This window comes from Mesorhizobium sp. P2_A8 (assembly GCF_056404935.1).
In genome coordinates this window covers 22797-39633 of sequence record NZ_JBFUDB010000004.1, presented here as the reverse complement: position 1 = coordinate 39633, position 16837 = coordinate 22797, and the positions used below count along the sequence as shown (strand labels likewise).

The 16837-nt window shown below is 63.0% G+C and carries 17 protein-coding genes; 8 read left to right on the top strand and 9 right to left on the bottom strand.

Features of this window, described 5'->3' with window-relative positions; genetic code table 11:
* Nucleotides 1-129: 129 nt before the first annotated feature.
* Entirely contained in the window at nt 130-903 is a 774-nt protein-coding gene (locus tag AC1D10_RS12745) for a gamma-glutamyl-gamma-aminobutyrate hydrolase family protein (RefSeq protein ID WP_477272167.1), read from the top strand.
* On the opposite strand, the gene AC1D10_RS12740 is transcribed toward AC1D10_RS12745, so the two are convergent.
* The 6 genes from AC1D10_RS12740 to AC1D10_RS12715 form a co-directional block, all read right to left on the bottom strand.
* Nucleotides 904-1302: a hypothetical protein gene (locus tag AC1D10_RS12740; RefSeq protein ID WP_477272165.1), complete on the bottom strand. Its 399-nt coding sequence runs from the start codon at nt 1300-1302 to the stop codon at nt 904-906. It abuts the gene before it with no gap.
* 119 nt (nt 1303-1421) lie between these two features.
* Nucleotides 1422-2009 (bottom strand): hypothetical protein, encoded by a 588-nt coding sequence (locus tag AC1D10_RS12735; RefSeq protein ID WP_477272163.1) that lies wholly within the window; start codon nt 2007-2009, stop codon nt 1422-1424.
* Between the two features lie 14 nt (nt 2010-2023).
* The gene (locus AC1D10_RS12730; protein WP_477272161.1) at nt 2024-3007 is read right to left on the bottom strand and encodes a 2-hydroxyacid dehydrogenase; all 984 of its coding nucleotides are present in this window, start codon (nt 3005-3007) and stop codon (nt 2024-2026) included.
* Complete coding sequence (locus tag AC1D10_RS12725; RefSeq protein WP_379101671.1) at nt 3004-4026, bottom strand: LacI family DNA-binding transcriptional regulator; 1023 nt, start codon at nt 4024-4026, stop codon at nt 3004-3006. The genes AC1D10_RS12730 and AC1D10_RS12725 overlap by 4 nt, the downstream gene beginning before the upstream one ends.
* Nucleotides 4027-4105: 79 nt before the next feature.
* Nucleotides 4106-4990 (bottom strand): DMT family transporter, encoded by an 885-nt coding sequence (locus AC1D10_RS12720; protein WP_477272159.1) that lies wholly within the window; start codon nt 4988-4990, stop codon nt 4106-4108.
* Between the two features lie 337 nt (nt 4991-5327).
* Entirely contained in the window at nt 5328-5735 is a 408-nt protein-coding gene (locus AC1D10_RS12715; RefSeq protein WP_477272157.1) for a DUF2000 family protein, read from the bottom strand.
* A gap of 50 nt (nt 5736-5785) precedes the next feature.
* On the opposite strand from AC1D10_RS12715, the gene AC1D10_RS12710 reads away from it, so the two are divergent.
* A complete protein-coding gene (locus AC1D10_RS12710; RefSeq protein WP_477272155.1) occupies nt 5786-6658 on the top strand; it encodes an AraC family transcriptional regulator in 873 nt (290 codons plus the stop codon).
* 15 nt (nt 6659-6673) lie between these two features.
* Here the strand turns inward: AC1D10_RS12710 and AC1D10_RS12705 are convergent, their stop codons facing one another.
* A complete protein-coding gene (locus AC1D10_RS12705; protein WP_095084311.1) occupies nt 6674-7144 on the bottom strand; it encodes a MarR family winged helix-turn-helix transcriptional regulator in 471 nt (156 codons plus the stop codon).
* 217 nt (nt 7145-7361) lie between these two features.
* The gene (locus AC1D10_RS12700; protein ID WP_477272153.1) at nt 7362-8093 is read right to left on the bottom strand and encodes an intradiol ring-cleavage dioxygenase; all 732 of its coding nucleotides are present in this window, start codon (nt 8091-8093) and stop codon (nt 7362-7364) included.
* 197 nt (nt 8094-8290) lie between these two features.
* On the opposite strand from AC1D10_RS12700, the gene AC1D10_RS12695 reads away from it, so the two are divergent.
* Nucleotides 8291-9361 (top strand): CobW family GTP-binding protein, encoded by a 1071-nt coding sequence (locus AC1D10_RS12695; protein ID WP_477272151.1) that lies wholly within the window; start codon nt 8291-8293, stop codon nt 9359-9361.
* 278 nt (nt 9362-9639) lie between these two features.
* The gene (locus AC1D10_RS12690) at nt 9640-10614 is read left to right on the top strand and encodes a WD40 repeat domain-containing protein (RefSeq protein WP_477272149.1); all 975 of its coding nucleotides are present in this window, start codon (nt 9640-9642) and stop codon (nt 10612-10614) included.
* Nucleotides 10615-10629: 15 nt separating this feature from the next.
* Here the strand turns inward: AC1D10_RS12690 and AC1D10_RS12685 are convergent, their stop codons facing one another.
* Nucleotides 10630-11082, bottom strand: a complete 453-nt coding sequence (locus tag AC1D10_RS12685; protein WP_477272147.1) for a hypothetical protein — start codon at nt 11080-11082, stop codon at nt 10630-10632.
* 158 nt (nt 11083-11240) lie between these two features.
* Here AC1D10_RS12685 and AC1D10_RS12680 point away from each other — a divergent pair, with 158 nt between their 5' ends.
* The 4 genes from AC1D10_RS12680 (at nt 11241) to AC1D10_RS12665 (ending at nt 16835) form a co-directional block, all read left to right on the top strand.
* Nucleotides 11241-12623, top strand: coding sequence for an aspartate aminotransferase family protein (locus AC1D10_RS12680; RefSeq protein WP_477272145.1), 1383 nt, complete (start codon nt 11241-11243; stop codon nt 12621-12623).
* A gap of 43 nt (nt 12624-12666) precedes the next feature.
* Entirely contained in the window at nt 12667-14052 is a 1386-nt protein-coding gene (locus AC1D10_RS12675) for a glutamine synthetase family protein (RefSeq protein ID WP_477272143.1), read from the top strand.
* Between the two features lie 87 nt (nt 14053-14139).
* Complete coding sequence (locus AC1D10_RS12670) at nt 14140-15375, top strand: putative DNA modification/repair radical SAM protein (protein ID WP_477272141.1); 1236 nt, start codon at nt 14140-14142, stop codon at nt 15373-15375.
* A 2-nt stretch (nt 15376-15377) separates the two neighbouring features.
* The gene (locus tag AC1D10_RS12665) at nt 15378-16835 is read left to right on the top strand and encodes a UdgX family uracil-DNA binding protein (protein ID WP_477273080.1); all 1458 of its coding nucleotides are present in this window, start codon (nt 15378-15380) and stop codon (nt 16833-16835) included.
* The last annotated feature ends 2 nt before the right edge of the window (nt 16836-16837 follow it).

Genomic DNA, 16837 nt, shown 5'->3' with positions numbered 1-16837 from the left:
CTGCAACTATAGTCTAACAGGCCGTTTCGTGGCCCATGCAACATGGCGAAACTTGTCATGGAAAAATGCCGGCGGATCGCCTATTTTGTGGGCAGGACACCCTTTGCCCAGATGGAAAACAGAGCCAAAATGCATCAGCCGCTCGTCGCCATATCGACCGACGTCCGTCAGTTCGACAACTACACCTGGCATGCCGCCCCGCAGCAATATCTGGAAGCGGCGATTGCCGGTGCCGGCGTGTTCCCGCTGCTGGTGCCATCGTTCGGCGACAGGCTAGACTTCGACGAACTTCTATCGTCGGTCGACGGCGTCATGGTCACCGGCTCGAAATCCAATGTGCATCCCTCGCTCTACGGTGGCGACGCCAGTGAGGCGAATGGCCCCTATGACCCGGCGCGCGACTCCACCACGCTGCCGCTGATCCGCAGGGCGGTTGAGCGCGGCGTGCCGCTGCTCGCCATCTGCCGCGGCATCCAGGAGATGAACGTGGCTCTTGGCGGCACGCTCGGCACCGAGATCCAGGAGCGCGAGGGTTCGCTCGACCACCGCGCGCCGGTGAGCGACAAACAGGACGAACGCTTCGCCATCCACCAGACCATTTCGATCAAGCCCGGAAGCTGTCTGGCCGGCGTGTTCGGTGCAGGCGACATCAAGGTCAATTCGTTGCACCGCCAGGCGATCGACCGGCTCGGCTCGAAGCTGCAGATCGAGGCGGTCGCGAGCGACGGCACGGTCGAGGCGGTTTCGGTGCGCGACTCACGCGCCTTCGCCGTCGGGGTGCAGTGGCATCCGGAATATTGGGTCAAATCGGACAGCAACTCGGCCAAGATTTTCCGTGCCTTCGGCGATGCCGTGCGGCAGCACGCCGTGGCGAAGGCCGGTGCGCGTGCCGCTGCGGAATAATCAGTCCCTCGGATCACCGGTGGCTGCCAGCGACAACAATGGCGCGGCCGGGGCATAGGATTCGTAACCGTCGCCGTCAGCAACGGCGAAGGTGACGATCGGATCAACGCCGTTGGCGCTGAAGGCGACGGTGCCGTCCTGTTCCTCCCGCCAGAATTTGGCCCGCTCGATGCCGGGCAGGAGCCGGCGGCAGTTCGGTGCCACCGTCAACAGCGACAGGTCATCCGAAACCGCAGCGCCGCGCGTGACCGCGCAATTGCCTTCGTCGCCATTGGCCACCAGCCTGAAGCTGTTGGACGGCGCGACCTCACCGGCGGCACTTTCACCACTGCCATCATGCAACAACTGAACGCCGCCAAACAGCGCGACGGCGGCGATCACTACGGAAAGCATTTTCATCGTCTTCATCCCGCATCCGGACAGGATGAAGAATGATTTCAAAGGGTTAAGCGGACGTTAATAGGTGTGGCAATGCAGAGCATCAATGGCTGCCGAGGACGAAAACGGAACGAGTCGAACTATTGCGGGACAGCCGGCGAATAGCGATCGGAAAGGAACTTGAAGAGCCATTCGCGCTCGACATCGGTGGCGGCCGAAGCGAGTTCGACTCGCTGGGCACCAGCGTCGACTGTCAGGCGGTTGCATGTATCGCCCTCGCGGAGTCTCAGCGATTTGAGCTGGGTCCGGTCGATCTTAAGTGCGGTCCGCTTCGGAAACAGAGCGGGCCATGCTGGGAATGACCTGGAGATGGGCATCTTGAAGGGCGGCGTTCCCGAATCATAGACGAGCCCGGCGACCTCGAGCTTTATCACTTCAGGCACGGATTTCTGGAAAACGCGGCGAATGGACAGCATTGCGAACAGGCCCCCGACCGTCCATGCGCAAAGCCAGAATACGAGAAATGCCGTTCCGCCTCCAACAGGCATCGTCATCAGTTCACGGGCGGCGGAAACCTCACCCACAGCCCAGCCGCCTAGCCAGAAAAGAATGAATACGCCTGCGAGATAGGTGGCAGCCGGCGGCTTTGGGTATGGAATCGAAACGATCTGTTCCCGGCCACTGGTGACAATCGATATCGTGGAATTTTCGGGCGGCTTCACAGCCATCGAGTTGCCTTTGGCTAGCTGGCAGCCTTCACGTTGACCGTTTCCGGCACCGGGGTCAGCGGCCGGCGCTCGGTGAACCAGGACACCAGATTGTCGACGCAGAGATCCGCCATGGCGCGGCGTGTATGGTGCGAGGCCGAGCCGACATGGGGCAACAGCGAGGTGTTCGGCGCGTCGAGCAGCGCCTTGGGCACGTTCGGTTCGTCGGCGAAGACATCGAGGCCGGCAGCGGCGATTGTGCCGTTGGCTAACGCTGCCGCCAGCGCTGCCTCGTCGACCGTGCTGCCGCGACCGATGTTGACGAAGACGCCGTTGGCGCCGAGCGCCGACAGGATTTCGGCGCCGACCGCCTTTTCCGTCGAGGCACCGCCGGGCGCCACAGAAATCAGCGTGTCGACCGCTTCGGCGAGGCCCTTCAGGGTCCGATGGTACTGGTAGCCCAAGCCTTCGACCTGACGCCGGTTGTGATAGGCGACCGGCAGGCCAAAAGCTTCCAGCCGACGGGCAATGGCCAGCCCGATGCGGCCCATGCCGAAAATGCCAACCTTGCGCCCGCGCAGGGTCAGCCGGCTCAAAGGATAGTTGCCGTTGCGCACCCAGCTGCCGTCACGCAGCCAGGTTTCGGCGCGCGGCAGGTCGCGGACAGTGTTGATCAGCAGCCCGATCGTGGTGTCGGCAACCTCCTCGGTCAACACATCCGGCGTGTTGGTGACCATGATGTTGTTCGCGGCCGCATGGCCGGCATCGACCGAATCATAGCCGACGCCGAATGAGGCGATGAGTTCGAGATTAGGCAATGCATCCATCATCGCCGCATTGATGCCGGCGAACGAGGCAATGGCACGCACGTTGCTGCGCATCTCATCGGTGACCAGGGCCGGATCGGCGCGTTCGATTCTGACTCTATGGAACGTACGGTCGATGCGGTCGATCGCATGACCGTTGAAATCGCCCGGCACCAGAACGGCGACGGTCTGCAATTGTTCGGCCTTGGTCATGCACGCTCCACCGGCTTGCCGGTCGACTGACGCACATGCAGTTCCGGCTTGATCAATTCCTGCGACGGACGCACCGTCTGCCCATTCAACTTGTCGAGCAGCGCACTGGCGGCGCGGCGGCCAACTTCGCGCTGGCCGTTCCAGACGGTGGTCAGCGCCGGCGTCGCGATCGCGGCCTCTTCGAGATCGTCATAGCCGGTGACGGAGATGTCGACGCCCGGCACCAGGCCGGCACGTGCAATGCCGTTCATCAGGCCGATGGCGACAAGGTCGTTCCAGCAGCAGGCGGCCGTCGGCTTGTCCTTCAGCGCCAGGAACTGCCCCGAGGCCTCGAAGCCGGCCTGTTTGGTGCGCGGGCCGGCGATGCGCCAAGACGGCCTGACCTCCAGCCCGGCCGCCTCCATGGCGTTGACATAGCCCTGATAGCGATCGCGACCGGTGGAGGTCTGGTCGGTGCCGCCGATCATGGCGATGCGCTTGTGGCCGAGCGAGATCAGATGGTTGGTGGCGAGCCCGGTGCCATAGGCGTCGTCGCCGCGAAAGACCGGCACGTCGGCGCCTTCGACGGTGCGAGCGATCAGCACCGCAGGCAGGCCGTTCTCCTCGGCCATCAGGATGTCGGAAGCCGGTGTGCCGATGGCCGGCGACATGATGACGCCGTCGGCGCCAAGCTGCAAAAGCGTGTCGATGAAGGTGCGCTGCTTCTCCAGCTGGTCATAGTGGTTGGACAGTATGAAGGTCTGCCGGCTGCGGTCGAGTTCGCTTTCGATCGAGCGCAGGATCTCGGCGAAGAACGGGTTCATGATGTCGTGGACGACGACGCCGACAATGCCCGAACGCGAGGTGCGCAGGCTGGCGGCGCGTCGATTGTAGATATAGCCGATGGCGCGGGCGTGTTCCTTGATGCGGTCGCGTGTGGCGCCGGCAACCAGCGGGCTGTCACGCAGCGCCAGCGACACCGTGGCCGTGGATACGCCGAGCGCATCCGCGATCGTCGAAAGCTTGATTTTTTGTGCCAGCGCCTTGCGCTCCCCGAACGACCTGAGTTCCAGACCTAAACTGTTTAAAGGCGGCGTTATGCCATCGATCGGCGGCAAATCAAAGTTTTTTTGCCAACGCTTCCGCCTCGACATCCGAGGCCGCGCGGCTCTGCAGCCGAAGCCGGTGCTCGCGATGGACGATGTAGAGGCCGCTGGCGACGATGATTGCGGCGCCAAGCAGTGTCCAACGGTCGGGAAACTGCTTGAAGACGATCCAGCCGGAAATGATCATCCATACCATCTGCGAATAGGGATAGGGCGCCAGTGCCGTGGTCGTCGCAAGCCGGTAGGCCTGGACCAGTAGCCAGTGACCGACGCCGCCGAACACGCCAAGCATGAGCAGCACGAACCAGTGCCAGCCGTCATGCGGCAGGGAGAACGAAAACGGCAGCAAGGGCAAAAGCAGCACCGCCGGCGCCAGTGCCGAGAACAGGATGAGGCTTTCCGAGGTCTCGCTCGCCGACATGCGGCGCGTCATGATGACGTAGAAGCAGTTCGACAGCATCGAGCCGAGCGCGAAGAGATGCCCGATGCCGAAGACCCCTACGCCTGGCCGGGTGATGATGAGAACTCCGGCGAAGGCAGCCAGGATCGCCAGCCAGCGCCGCCAGCCGGCCCATTCGCCAAGCAACGGGCCGGCGAGTGCGGTGATCACCATCGGCCCGAAGAAATAGATCGAGGTGGTCTCGGCCAGTTGCAGGGACCTGAGCGCCAGGATGTTGAACATGGTCGAGCCGAACAGGAACAGACCGCGCAGGATATGGGCCGGCAGGTTGACCGGGCGAAACCGCACCGGTTGGCGCCAGCCGCGCAAAAGCGTGCCGACCAGCACGACATGCACGGCAAAGCGTACCCAGGCGACGATCAGCGCGGATACGCCGGCCAGGACGAGATATTTGCTGCTGGTGTCGAGAAAGGTGAAGAAGACATAAGTGGAAAGCATGCAGAGGATCGCCACCGGCGGCGTTGCGCTTTCTGGATGTCTTTGGGGAGCATTCACGTGCAGGCCGGATGGAAAGCTGGGCTGAAGCCCACCTTTGCGGGAAATGCGGCTTGCCAGCAAGCCAATTGTCGCGCGCCGCCACGCCAAAGCCGGCTGGCACAACAACAGCCGCCGGCAGGCTTAGTCCATGGGGCGATGGTGTGTTGAGATTCAGGTCAGGCCGAGCCGAAAACGGTGGCTTTCGAGAACCGGAGCGGAGCGTACTTAGAGTACGTGAGCACCGGAAGCGCAGGAGGCCGCCGTTTGCAGGCCGGCATCACCTGAATCTCGACACACCTTAGGCGTGCATGCGGGCACCCTTGGTGATCTTGTCGACGATCTTCCTGTCGGCGCGAAGCGCGATACCGACCACCTTGGCGTCATCGGGCGCGAATTCGGCAAAGACGGCGCGGTTGGCTACATCGTGGCCGGTCGCGAACATCTCCTCGACATAGAGCGATGTCGTCACGCCGCGCTCCAGCGTGCGCCGGTGGATCGTGCCGAGCGTCGCCTGGTCGGCGGACAGCACGATGACCGGCTGGATTGACAGTGGATTGTAGAGATTGCCGGCGCGGTCGCGATAGGATTCGCCGATGATGTCCGCAAACTGGGCAACAATGCCGCTGGTCAGGAAAGCGGTGACGTTGAGTTTCTGCCAGACCGGCAGATCCTCCCTGAGGACGATTGCAAATTTCGTATCGAACATGAGACATTGACCATTCGAGTTTGTGCCCCAATGCGAGGCTGAAGGAGAAGATGTCGCACGATCTAGGCAGCCAGGCCTTCGAGGGTCTTGGACGTTTGTGCACTGATGCAGCGGAAAACTGCATCATCTCCGCCTCCGACCCTGCCGGCATGGAGCGGATCGAGGCGCGCTTCCATGGCAGCGCCTTCGACCTGCATCGCCACGACACCTATGCGATCGGGGTGACGCTGCACGGCGTGCAGACGTTTCGCTACCGCGGCGCGACACGCCACAGCCTGCCAGGCCAGATCATCGCGCTGCATCCCGACGAATTGCATGACGGCGGCGCCGGCACCGAGGACGGCCTGCGCTACAGGATGCTCTATCTTGAGCCGTCGCTGATGCTCGACTGCCTTGGCGGCGCGTCGCTGCCCTTCGTCAGGGAGGGCGTGCTGACGGACGACACCTTGTGCGCAACGCTGCTTTCGGCGCTGGGGCCGCTGGAGGAGGAACTCGACGAGCTGTTCGTTGCCGACTTCCTCGCGCGGCTGATGCAAAGCCTGGCCCGGCATGCCGGCCAGCCGGCAAAGCCGATGGCCAGAACGGCATGGCGGGCGGCCACGCTGGCGCGCGACTATCTCACGGAAAACTTCGGCCGCCCCGTGCGTTCGGGCGAATTGGAAGCGATCACCGGGCTCGACCGCTATGCCCTGTCACGGCAGTTCCGGACCGCCTTCTGCACCAGCCCGCATCGCTTCCTGGTAATGCGCCGGCTTCAGCGCGCGAGGCGGATGATCGCTGCCGGCGAGCCCCTGGCGCAGATCGCCATCGCGGCCGGCTTCAGCGACCAAAGCCATTTTATCAGGCAATTCAAGAAAGCGTTCGGCATGACACCGGGGCGGTGGTCGTCGCTGATCCAGGGCGCTGCGGCGGCAGCGGCTTGATCGTTGCGCCGGCGATCAGTCGTCCGTCTCGGCGTCGTCGTCGATCAACACCAATTCCTCGTTCGAGAGGTTGGCCTCGATGCGGGCAAGCAGCTTGAACAGCGCCTTCTGGTCCTTCTTGTCGAGGCCCTTCAGCGCCTGCTTTTCGGTCTTCTTCACCGATTTCTCGATGGCGTGGATGATGTCGCGGCCAGTGTCGGTGAGGAAAATATGAGCCTGGCGAGCATCGGCCGAGGAGGCGCGCTTTTCCAGGAAACCCTGCGCCTGCAGCCGGTTGATGGTCTTGGTGATGGTCGGCGGGCGCACGCCGAGGCGACCGGCGAGATTACCCGGCGTCTGGCCGTCTTCACGGTCGAGCGCCAGCATGATCTGGTCCTGGCCGGCATAGAAGCCGTGCGCCAGAAGCCGCGCCGCGAGCGCGGTTCTTGCCAGCCTTGCCGCCGAATGCAGCCGGCTCATTGTTGCAGTCTTGTCCGCCTTGGCCATGGTCATCCCTCTTCGGCCGTACCGGTGCGATCAGCATAGAGGCAGCCGGCCGGTTGGCAATCGACGATCAAAAAGATTCCGGCGCTCCAAACAGCTTTGCCGGCAAGCATTGTGGTGTCCGCCCTGGCTAATGCCAGATGTTTATTTCAGTTAGATGACAAACGACTTTTCGGGACAGGAGTTTTCGCCGCGGGCGACGTGCGTGAGGAAATGTGGCTCAGCCGGGCTTCATCGCGACGACCATCAGCGCCTGATAGGCATCCTCCACCTCGCGCAGTGCGGCCTGCGACAGCGGTCCAGCCTGCCTGGCAATGCCGTCGCTGGCGTTCGAGGTGTCACGCTTGCCGGGCCTGTCATTGTATGGCGCGACAGTGGTGAAGATCTGTTCGCTGAGACTGTCGGGGAAAAACAGCTGGCCGGTCATCACCGAACTGTCGTCGGGGAAGACCTTGAAATGGATATGGGTGGTGCGGCCGCGGTACCAGCCGGGATAGATGGTGGCGAAGGAAACGATGCCGTTTGCATCGGTCCTCTGCCAGCCACGCAGGAAGGTCTGGCCCGACGTGTCGACATCGCGGCCGTCACCTTGTCCCGGGTAGCCCGAATAGGCCCCTTGCGCGTCGCAATGCCAGATGTCGACACGGGCGCCGGCAAGCGGGCGGCAGGCCGCGTCGACAACCTGCAGCCTGACCGTGAGGGCAAGGCCCTTCTTGCCTTCGGTGACATCGGCACGTTCGAGTTTCGGGTCGAAATAGAACGGCCCTTCCGTCACCTCAGGTGTGATGGCACAGACGCCGGCACCGCTTTCGAACAGGGTAAGCCCGGCATGGGCCGAAGACTGGGCGGCGATTGCCGCGGCTGGCAGGAAGGCACCACCACCGGCGGTCACCGCGATCAAGCCGAGCGCCTTGCGCCGGCTCAAGGAGAAGGAGGATGGCTTGCCGGACATATCTGCCTCTCCAATTGGCCTCCAGCGTCCTGATCCAGGCTGCGATGGCGGCTCTCACCAATGAAAATTCGGTAATTTCGGCAAGCCGGTTTGGCCCATCGGTTTGCCTCGTGCAAAAGCCCGGCACACATCCTATATGGAGCCGACAATCCCTTTTTCGAGGCCTTTTTCAAGGCGCAAATTCTTCGAGGCAAGCCATGAGCGACGCACAGACGCAGATTCCCGTAACCGTTCTCACCGGCTATCTCGGCGCCGGCAAGACGACGCTGCTCAACCGCATCCTGTCGGAAAACCACGGCAAGCGTTACGCCGTCATCGTCAATGAGTTCGGCGAAATCGGCATCGACAACGAATTGATCGTGGAATCCGATGAGGAAATCTACGAAATGAACAATGGCTGCGTCTGCTGCACGGTGCGCGGCGACCTGATTCGCGTCGTTGAGGGGCTGATGCGCCGGCCGGGCCGCTTCGACGCCATCGTGGTCGAGACCACCGGCCTCGCCGATCCGGTGCCGGTGGCGCAGACCTTCTTCATGGACGACGACGTGCGCTCCAAGACCAGGCTCGACGCGGTGGTGACACTGGTCGACGCCAAGCATCTGCCGCTGCGGCTCAAGGATTCCAGGGAAGCCGAGGACCAGATCGCCTTCGCAGACGTCGTAGTGCTCAACAAGACCGACCTCGTCACCCCGGAAGAGCTCGCCAAGGTCGAGGCGACGATCCGTGCTATCAATCCGGCGGCGAAGATCCATCGCACGACACGCGCCGGCGTCGCCTTGTCCGAAGTGCTCGACCGCGGTGCCTTCGACCTTTCAAGGGCGTTGGAAAACGATCCGCATTTCCTCGAGGCGCATGACGATCACGATCATCATGATCATGACCATGACCACCACGATCACGATGGCCACCACCACCATGATCATGACGGACACGACCACCACCATCACGCGCATCCTTCCGATATCCATGACGTGACGGTGCAGTCGGTGTCGCTGCGCGGCGGCGAGATGGACTCGAAGAAATTCTTCCCGTGGATCGAGAAGATCACCCAGATGGAAGGCCCGAACATCTTGCGGCTGAAGGGCATCATCGCGCTCAAGGGCGACGACGAGCGCTATGTCATCCAGGGCGTGCACATGATCATCGAAGGCGACCACCAGCGCGCGTGGAAGGATGGCGAGAAGCACGAGAGCCGGCTGGTGTTCATCGGCCGCGAACTCGACGCCGAGCGGCTGAAGAAGAGCTTTGACGCCTGCCAGGCGGCCTGATTTCGCTGTCCTTCTTCCTTCTTCCCTTGTGGGAGAAGGTGGCCGAGCGAAGCTCGGTCGGAAGAGGGGTGTTCCAGCTTGGCATTGACAGAACTCCGTCCAGCACCCTCAATCGTCTTGGCGCTGCGCCAATCCACCTTCTCCCACAAGGGGAGAAGGAAGAAGCCGCGCTGGCGCCCCTTTCTCTCCCTACGACGCTCCGAAGCACGGGTTGAGACCTATGGCCCAACCCCGTAAGGGTGAGTCGCAAGCAGAATCTCGAATGGAAATAGTCTCCCATGCCGACCGTCGCCCCGCTTGATCTCGAAGGCCATTGCATCGCCGCCGTCTTCCTCGCCGACGTGCCGCATTTCGCGCTGGCCGATGGCGCCGTCCATCGACTCGAGCATGGCCACAAGACAGTCCAGGCCAATGACGGGCTGCTCGCCGCTTTCCATGATACTGCCAATGACCGGCTGATCACCGGTGGCGAGGACGGCAAGGTGTTTGCCGTGAAGGCAGGCGGCAACATCCAGGAACTGGCGAGCGCCGGGAAGAAGTGGATCACCAGCGTCGCCGCCGGGCCGCAGGGCGCCATCGCCTATGCGACGGGCAAGACCGCCTTCGTACGTTTTGCCGACGGCAAGACCGGGGAATTCGCCCATCCGCGCTCGGTCGAAGGACTCGCCTTCTCGCCCAAGGGCATGCGCTTCGGCGTTGCCCGCTACAATGGCGCGACGCTGCATTTCCCGGCCACGGAAGGCAAGCCGGCGGAGCTCGAATGGGCCGGCGCCCACACCGGCATCACGTTTTCGCCGGACGGTGCCTTCCTTGTCACCACCATGCAAGAAAACGCGCTGCACGGCTGGAAGCTCGCCGACGGCAAGCACATGCGCATGACCGGCTATCCCGGCAAGGTCAAAAGCCTGTCGTGGAGCGTGAAAGGCAAATGGCTGGCGAGTTCCGGCGCGCCGGCGGCGATCGTCTGGCCGTTTTCGGGCAAGGACGGGCCGATGGGCAAGGCGCCGCTGGAACTCGGCACGCGCGGCAACGCCATGGTGACGGCGGTCGCCTGCCACCCGAGCCAGGATGTCGTCGCCGTCGGCTATGATGACGGCATGGTGATGGCGGTGCGCTTTTCCGATGCCAAGGAAGTGCTGTTGCGGCGACCGGGCAAGGGCGCGATCACCTCGATGATGTGGGACAAGGAAGAACGCCGCGTCGCCTTCGGCAGTGCTGCCGGCGACTGCGGCGTCATCGACATCACCGGGTAGCTTCAAAACAGCGGGTCACTCGGCGCCGCAGGAAACCTTGCCGGTCAGATCGGCGGTTTTGCCATCGCCGTCCTTGTCAGCCGTGCTGTCATAGACGGCAAGCGTGTACTGCCCGTGATAGACGCCTTCGTCGCTGGTCTTGGTCAGGATCGTCAGTTCGACATAGTTGTAGGCATCTGCGAGCTGATGCTCCTGGTAGACGTTCAGCCGCAACTCCTTGTTGTCCAGCCAGTACTGGGTCAGGTTGGAATCCTCAAACACCGTCTTGCGCAGATCGTCACTGGCGGGCCGACCAAGAATTTCAAGGTTACCGTTGAAATTAAAAGTAGGGCCGCCCATGCCTCTGGTGACGCCGGCGCCGACCTCGAATTTCACCGCCGTATCATCGACATTGCACCAGATGCCGCCGGAGGCGAAGGCCGTGCCGGCCGACAGGAACAGCGCCGCTGCACAGATGATCGTCCGCATTTCCCCTCCCAGCACGCCCATTGCCATCCACATTGGTGCTGACTTCGGGTTCCAGGTCAAGCACCGCACCAGCGGCTGAGCCAATGCAGGGCAGATGCGCGGCCGATTGCGGTTGCGGACACGGATTGGCTAAGAGGGAACCGACCAGAGGGGTTTTCATGCACAGCAGCGACACTTCAAGGACGTCCATCGGCGGCATCGATCGCGACCGCATTGCCGATCTGCTGGAGATCGAGGCGGCAGCCTTCCGCAAGGCGCGGCCGAAATCACTGGCGAAGGTCGGCAACGGCCTGCCCGGCTTCTTCGGTGGCGTGCCGATGCACTGGATGAACGACTGGCCGACGCCGTTTCCGATCCTGGTCGACAACGCCAGGGGCGCCACGATCACCGACATCGACGGTATTAGGCTCGACGATTTCTGCCTCGGCGACACCGGCTCGATGTTCGGCCATTCGCCGCCGCCGGTGGCGCGCGCCATCCGCCGCCAGGCCGGGCGCGGCCTGACCTATATGCTGCCCTCCGAAGACGCGCTGGCCATCGGCCCCCTGCTGCAGCAGCGTTTCGGCCTGCCGTTCTGGCAGATCGCGACGACGGCGACCGATGCCAACCGCTTTGCGCTGCGGGTTGCCCGCGCCGTCACCGGGCGCGAAAAGATCCTGGTCTTCAATGGCTGCTATCATGGCTCGGTCGACGAGACGATGGTGCGGCTGGTCGATGGTATCCCGGTCAACCGGCCAGGGCTGGCGGGCGAATTCCGTGACCTGACCCGCACGGCCAAGGTGATTGAGTTCAACGACGTCGCCGCTCTGGAAGCGGCCCTGAAAGACAAGGACGTGGCCTGCGTCATCGCCGAGCCTGTGCTGACCAATTCCTGCATGGTGCTGGCCGATCCGGGCTTCCATGACGCGCTGCGCAGACTGACGCGTGAAGCCGGCACCCTGCTTCTGATCGACGAGACGCATACGATCTCAACCGGCCCCGGCGGCTACACCAGGAAATACGGGCTGGAGCCGGACTTCTTCGTGTTGGGCAAGCCGATCGCCGGCGGTGTGCCGGCAAGTGTGTGGGGCATGAGCGACGATGTCGCCTTGCGCTGCGCCGACTACAACAGGACCAAGGAGCCGGGTTATTCCGGCATGGGCACGACGCTCTCGGCCAATCCGCTGCAGTTCGCGGCGATGCGCGCGACGCTCGAACAGGTGATGACCGAGGAAAACTACGCCCGCATGGACCATCTGGCGCGGCGGCTCGATGCCGGGCTGACCGGCGTGATCGACCGCTATCGGCTGCCCTGGCATGTTGCCCGCGTCGGGGCGCGCGTCGAGTTCATCTGCGCACCCGGCCCGCTGCGCAATGGCGCCGAGGCGGAGACGGCGCATGCGCCGGAACTGGAAGCGGCCATCCATATCGCACTGGTCAATCTCGGCGTGCTGATCGCGCCCTTCCACAACATGATGCTGATCTCGCCTGCAACCACCGGCGCCCAGGTTAACCGGCTGATCACCGCCTTCGGCGCGGTTGCGGCAAAGCTTGCGGCATGAGACAAGCTGACCGATGGGCGCGCCAAGCAAAGCCGGACAGATCATGACCTCACCTTCGGGCTCGACGCCCACCGAGGCGCAAGCCTTTCTCGACGCCCATCCCGAGATCGAAGCCTTCGATATCGTGCTGACCGACGCCAATGGCGTCGGCCGCGGCAAGATCGTGCGCCGGCACGAGCTGAAAAGCATTTTCGAGAGCGGCCGGCATATGCCGATCTCGATCCTCGGCCTCGACATCACCGGGGAGGACGTGCACGAGACCGGTTTGATCTGGACCACCGGTGATGGCGACCTCAGGGCCTGGCCGATCCCCGGCACGCTGGTGCCGCTCTACGGTACAAATCCGCCGCGCGGCCAGTTGCTGATGGCGATGTATTACCTCGACGGCCAGCCAATGTCGTCGGATCCGCGGCTGGCGCTGGCACGGCAGGTCGATATGCTCGCGGTCAAGGGACTTTATCCGGCCGGCGCCTTCGAGCTGGAATTCTTCCTGCTGGCCAATGAGCGCGATGCCGACGGCAAGGTGCAGCCGGCGCGCGCGGTGCTCGATGGCCGCGTCTCGGGCAAGACCGAAGTCTATTCCGTCGATCACCTGCACGGCATGGAGCCGCTGTTCTCAGACATCTATGCGGCGGCCAAGGCGCAAGGCATTCCGGCCGAGACGGTGATTTCCGAGTATGCGCCCGGCCAGTATGAATTGACGCTGAACTACCGCAAGGACGTGATGCGGGCGGCCGACGATTTGGTCATGCTGAAGCGGCTGGTGCGGGCGCAAGCGCGGCGCCACGGCGTCACCGCCTGTTTCATGGCCAAGCCGATCGAGAAATATGCTGGCTCGGGCATGCATTTCCATGTCTCGCTGCAGGACAAGGCCGGCCGAAACGTCTTTGCCGAATCCGGTGGCGAGAGCTGGTCGCTGCCGTTGCTGCAGGGGCTCGGCGGCCTGATACAGACGATGGCCGAATCGATGCTTGTGTTTGCACCGCACGCCAATTCCTGGCGGCGCTTCGTGTCGCAATCCTATGCACCGGTGGCGCCGACCTGGGGCGTCAACAACCGTTCGGTGGCGCTGCGCGTGCCGGCGGGCGACGCGAAGAACCGGCGCATCGAGCACCGGCCGTCCGGCGTCGACGCCAACCCCTATCTGATCGCCGCGACGGTGCTTGCCGCCATCATCAAAGGCCTCGACGAAGGTCTCGACCCCGGCCCGGAAACGACAGGCAATGGTTATGAGGCAGCGATCACGCGCACGACGATGCCGGTCGACTGGCGTGCCGCCATCGAAGCAGCCAGGGCGTCGAGCTTCCTGAAGGGCGCGCTCGGCGAGGACCTGCACCGCACCTTCGTGGCGATCAAGCAGTCCGAATACCTGCGCGTGGCACGCACGGTCAGCGAACTGGACTACCACCTCTATCTGCACGAGGTGTGATGGCTCTGTGATCGGGCGGCGATCACTTTTTAGCCGCGTCCAACAAATGAGGTGGCGCGCCAGCCCTTAAGAACATACCATGAACGGATGAGCGCACTCACCGTCCGCGAAAAGCTTGCAATCCTGTCCGATGCCGCCAAGTACGACGCCTCCTGTGCCTCGTCGGGTGCGGCGAAAAAGGATTCGCTCAAATCCGGCGGCATTGGTTCCACCGAAGGCATGGGTATCTGCCATTCCTACGCGCCGGACGGGCGTTGCATTTCGCTGCTGAAAATCCTTCTGACCAATTTCTGCATCTATGACTGCAGCTATTGCATCAACCGCTCGTCGTCGAATGTGCGGCGCGCCCGCTTCAGCATCGACGAGGTGGTGAAGCTGACCATGGATTTCTACCGGCGCAATTACATTGAAGGCCTGTTCCTATCCTCAGGCGTCATCCGCTCGCCAGACGAAACCATGGGCGAGATGGTCGAGGTGGCGCGAAGGCTGCGGCTGGAGGAGAAGTTCTCCGGCTATATCCATTTGAAAACCATCCCGGAGAGCTCGCAGGAACTGGTCGAGATGGCAGGACTCTACGCAGACCGGCTGTCGATCAATGTCGAACTACCCACCGACGAGGGAGTCAGGAAATTGGCACCGGAAAAGAAGCCGGAAACAATCCGACTTTCCATGGCCAGGTTGCGCCAGAAAATGGAAGAAAAAGCCGAACCTACACTGAGGACCAAAAAGCGCGAACGCTTCGCGCCGGGCGGGCAGTCGACGCAAATGATTGTCGGCGCCGACAAGACCTCTGATGACGGCATCCTGCACACCAGCGCGCGGCTCTACGGCAGCTACCATCTGCGACGCGTCTACTATTCCGCCTTCAGCCCGATCCCGGATTTGTCGTCGTCCCTGCCCTTGCAGAAGCCGCCGCTGATGCGCGAACACCGGCTTTATCAGGCGGACTGGCTGATGCGGTTCTACGGATTTTCGCAGCCGGAGATCCTGGCTGGCAGCAGCGATGGCATGCTCGACCTCGCCATCGATCCGAAGCTGGCCTGGGCGCTGCGCAACCGGGGACAGTTTCCCATCGACATCAACCGTGCCGACCGTGAGGCGCTGCTGCGCGTTCCGGGTCTTGGCACGAAGTTGATCGCGAAAATCCTGGAGACCCGCCGCCACCGGCGGCTGCGGCTGGAAGACGTCGGACGCCTCTGCCAATCGATCGCAAAATTACGCCCGTTCATCATTGCAGAAGGGTGGTCGCCGGGTACGCTCACTGACAAGGCCGGATTGCGCGCCAAGATCGTGCCACCTTGCGAACAATTGTCGCTGTTTTGACCATGCAGCCGGCACAGTTCGACTTTGCCAGATACAGCGTGCGGCTCGACAGCGAAACGGACTTTTCCGGTTGGCGTGATGCGGCACGACGGCTGGCGCTGAATGAGGTCAGGCCCGAGGACATCGGCTGGCATGTCGAGCCGGGCTCCAATCAAAGCGATTTGCCGACCGTGCCTGCGGGCGTGCAACTCGTTGTCCCGCGCGACTTCATCGAGCATGCCGAAATCGCCTTCTGCCACGCCGACCCCGATCGGTTCGCCCTTCTCTACCGGGTGCTGTGGCGGCTGCGCACAGAACCCAAGCTGCTAGCGATCGCATCGGATCCCGACACCGGGCGCCTCGATACTATGGAAACGGCGGTGCGGCGCGACATCCACAAGATGCGCGCCTTCGTGCGGTTCCGGAAGATCGGTGACGGTGATGAGGAGCGCTATGTTGCCTGGTTCGAGCCGGATCATTTCATCGTCGAGCGCAACGCGGCTTTCTTCGTCAGGCGTTTCACCGGCATGCGCTGGACGATCCTGACGCCGCATGTGTCAGCCGATTGGGATGGCGAGAGGCTGGCGATCGGGCCAGGCGCTGCCAAGGGCGATGCGCCAACGCAGGATGACACCGAAGCGCTGTGGCTCACCTATTTCGAGCACATCTTCAATCCGGCGCGGCTGAAGGTAAAGGCAATGCAGAAGGAGATGCCTAAGAAATACTGGCGGAACCTTCCCGAGGCCTCGCTCATTCCAGATCTGATCGCAGGTGCGGACAAGGCCGCCAAAGACATGATCACCAGAATGCCGACCACGCCCGCGCCGCACCACGCCAAGGTGCAGGCCAGGCATTGGCCGAAGCGTGAGCCCGCCACGCAGGAAGGCGATGCGGCACGCATTTCCGAACTGCGCCAGGCGGCGAAGGGCTGCCAGCGTTGCCCGCTTTGGCGCGACGCGACCCAGACCGTGTTCGGCGAAGGTCCTGATGACGCCAAGGTGGTGTTCGTCGGCGAACAGCCGGGCGATCAGGAAGACCTCGCCGGCAAACCTTTCGTCGGTCCGGCAGGCAAGGTGTTCGACGCCATTCTCGCTGACGCGGGGGTTGACCGCCAAAAGGTCTACGTCACCAACGCGGTCAAGCACTTCAAATTCGAGCCGCGCGGCAAGCGGCGCATCCACTCCAAGCCGAATGCCGGCGAGGTTCAGGCGTGCCGCTGGTGGATCGACAGGGAATTCGAACTGATCAAGCCAGACCTTGCCGTGGCACTTGGCGCAACGGCGGCGTTGTCGCTGCTGGGTAAGGCGATCGCGGTGACAAAGATGCGCGGCCAGGTGATCGAGCGCGCGGACGGCTTACGCATCTTCATCACCATCCACCCCTCCTTCATCCTGCGCATCCATGAACCTGCCGACAAGGAAGCCGAACGCGAGCGTTTCCTGCGCGACATGAAACAGGTGAAGCGGCTCATGGCCGGTTGAGA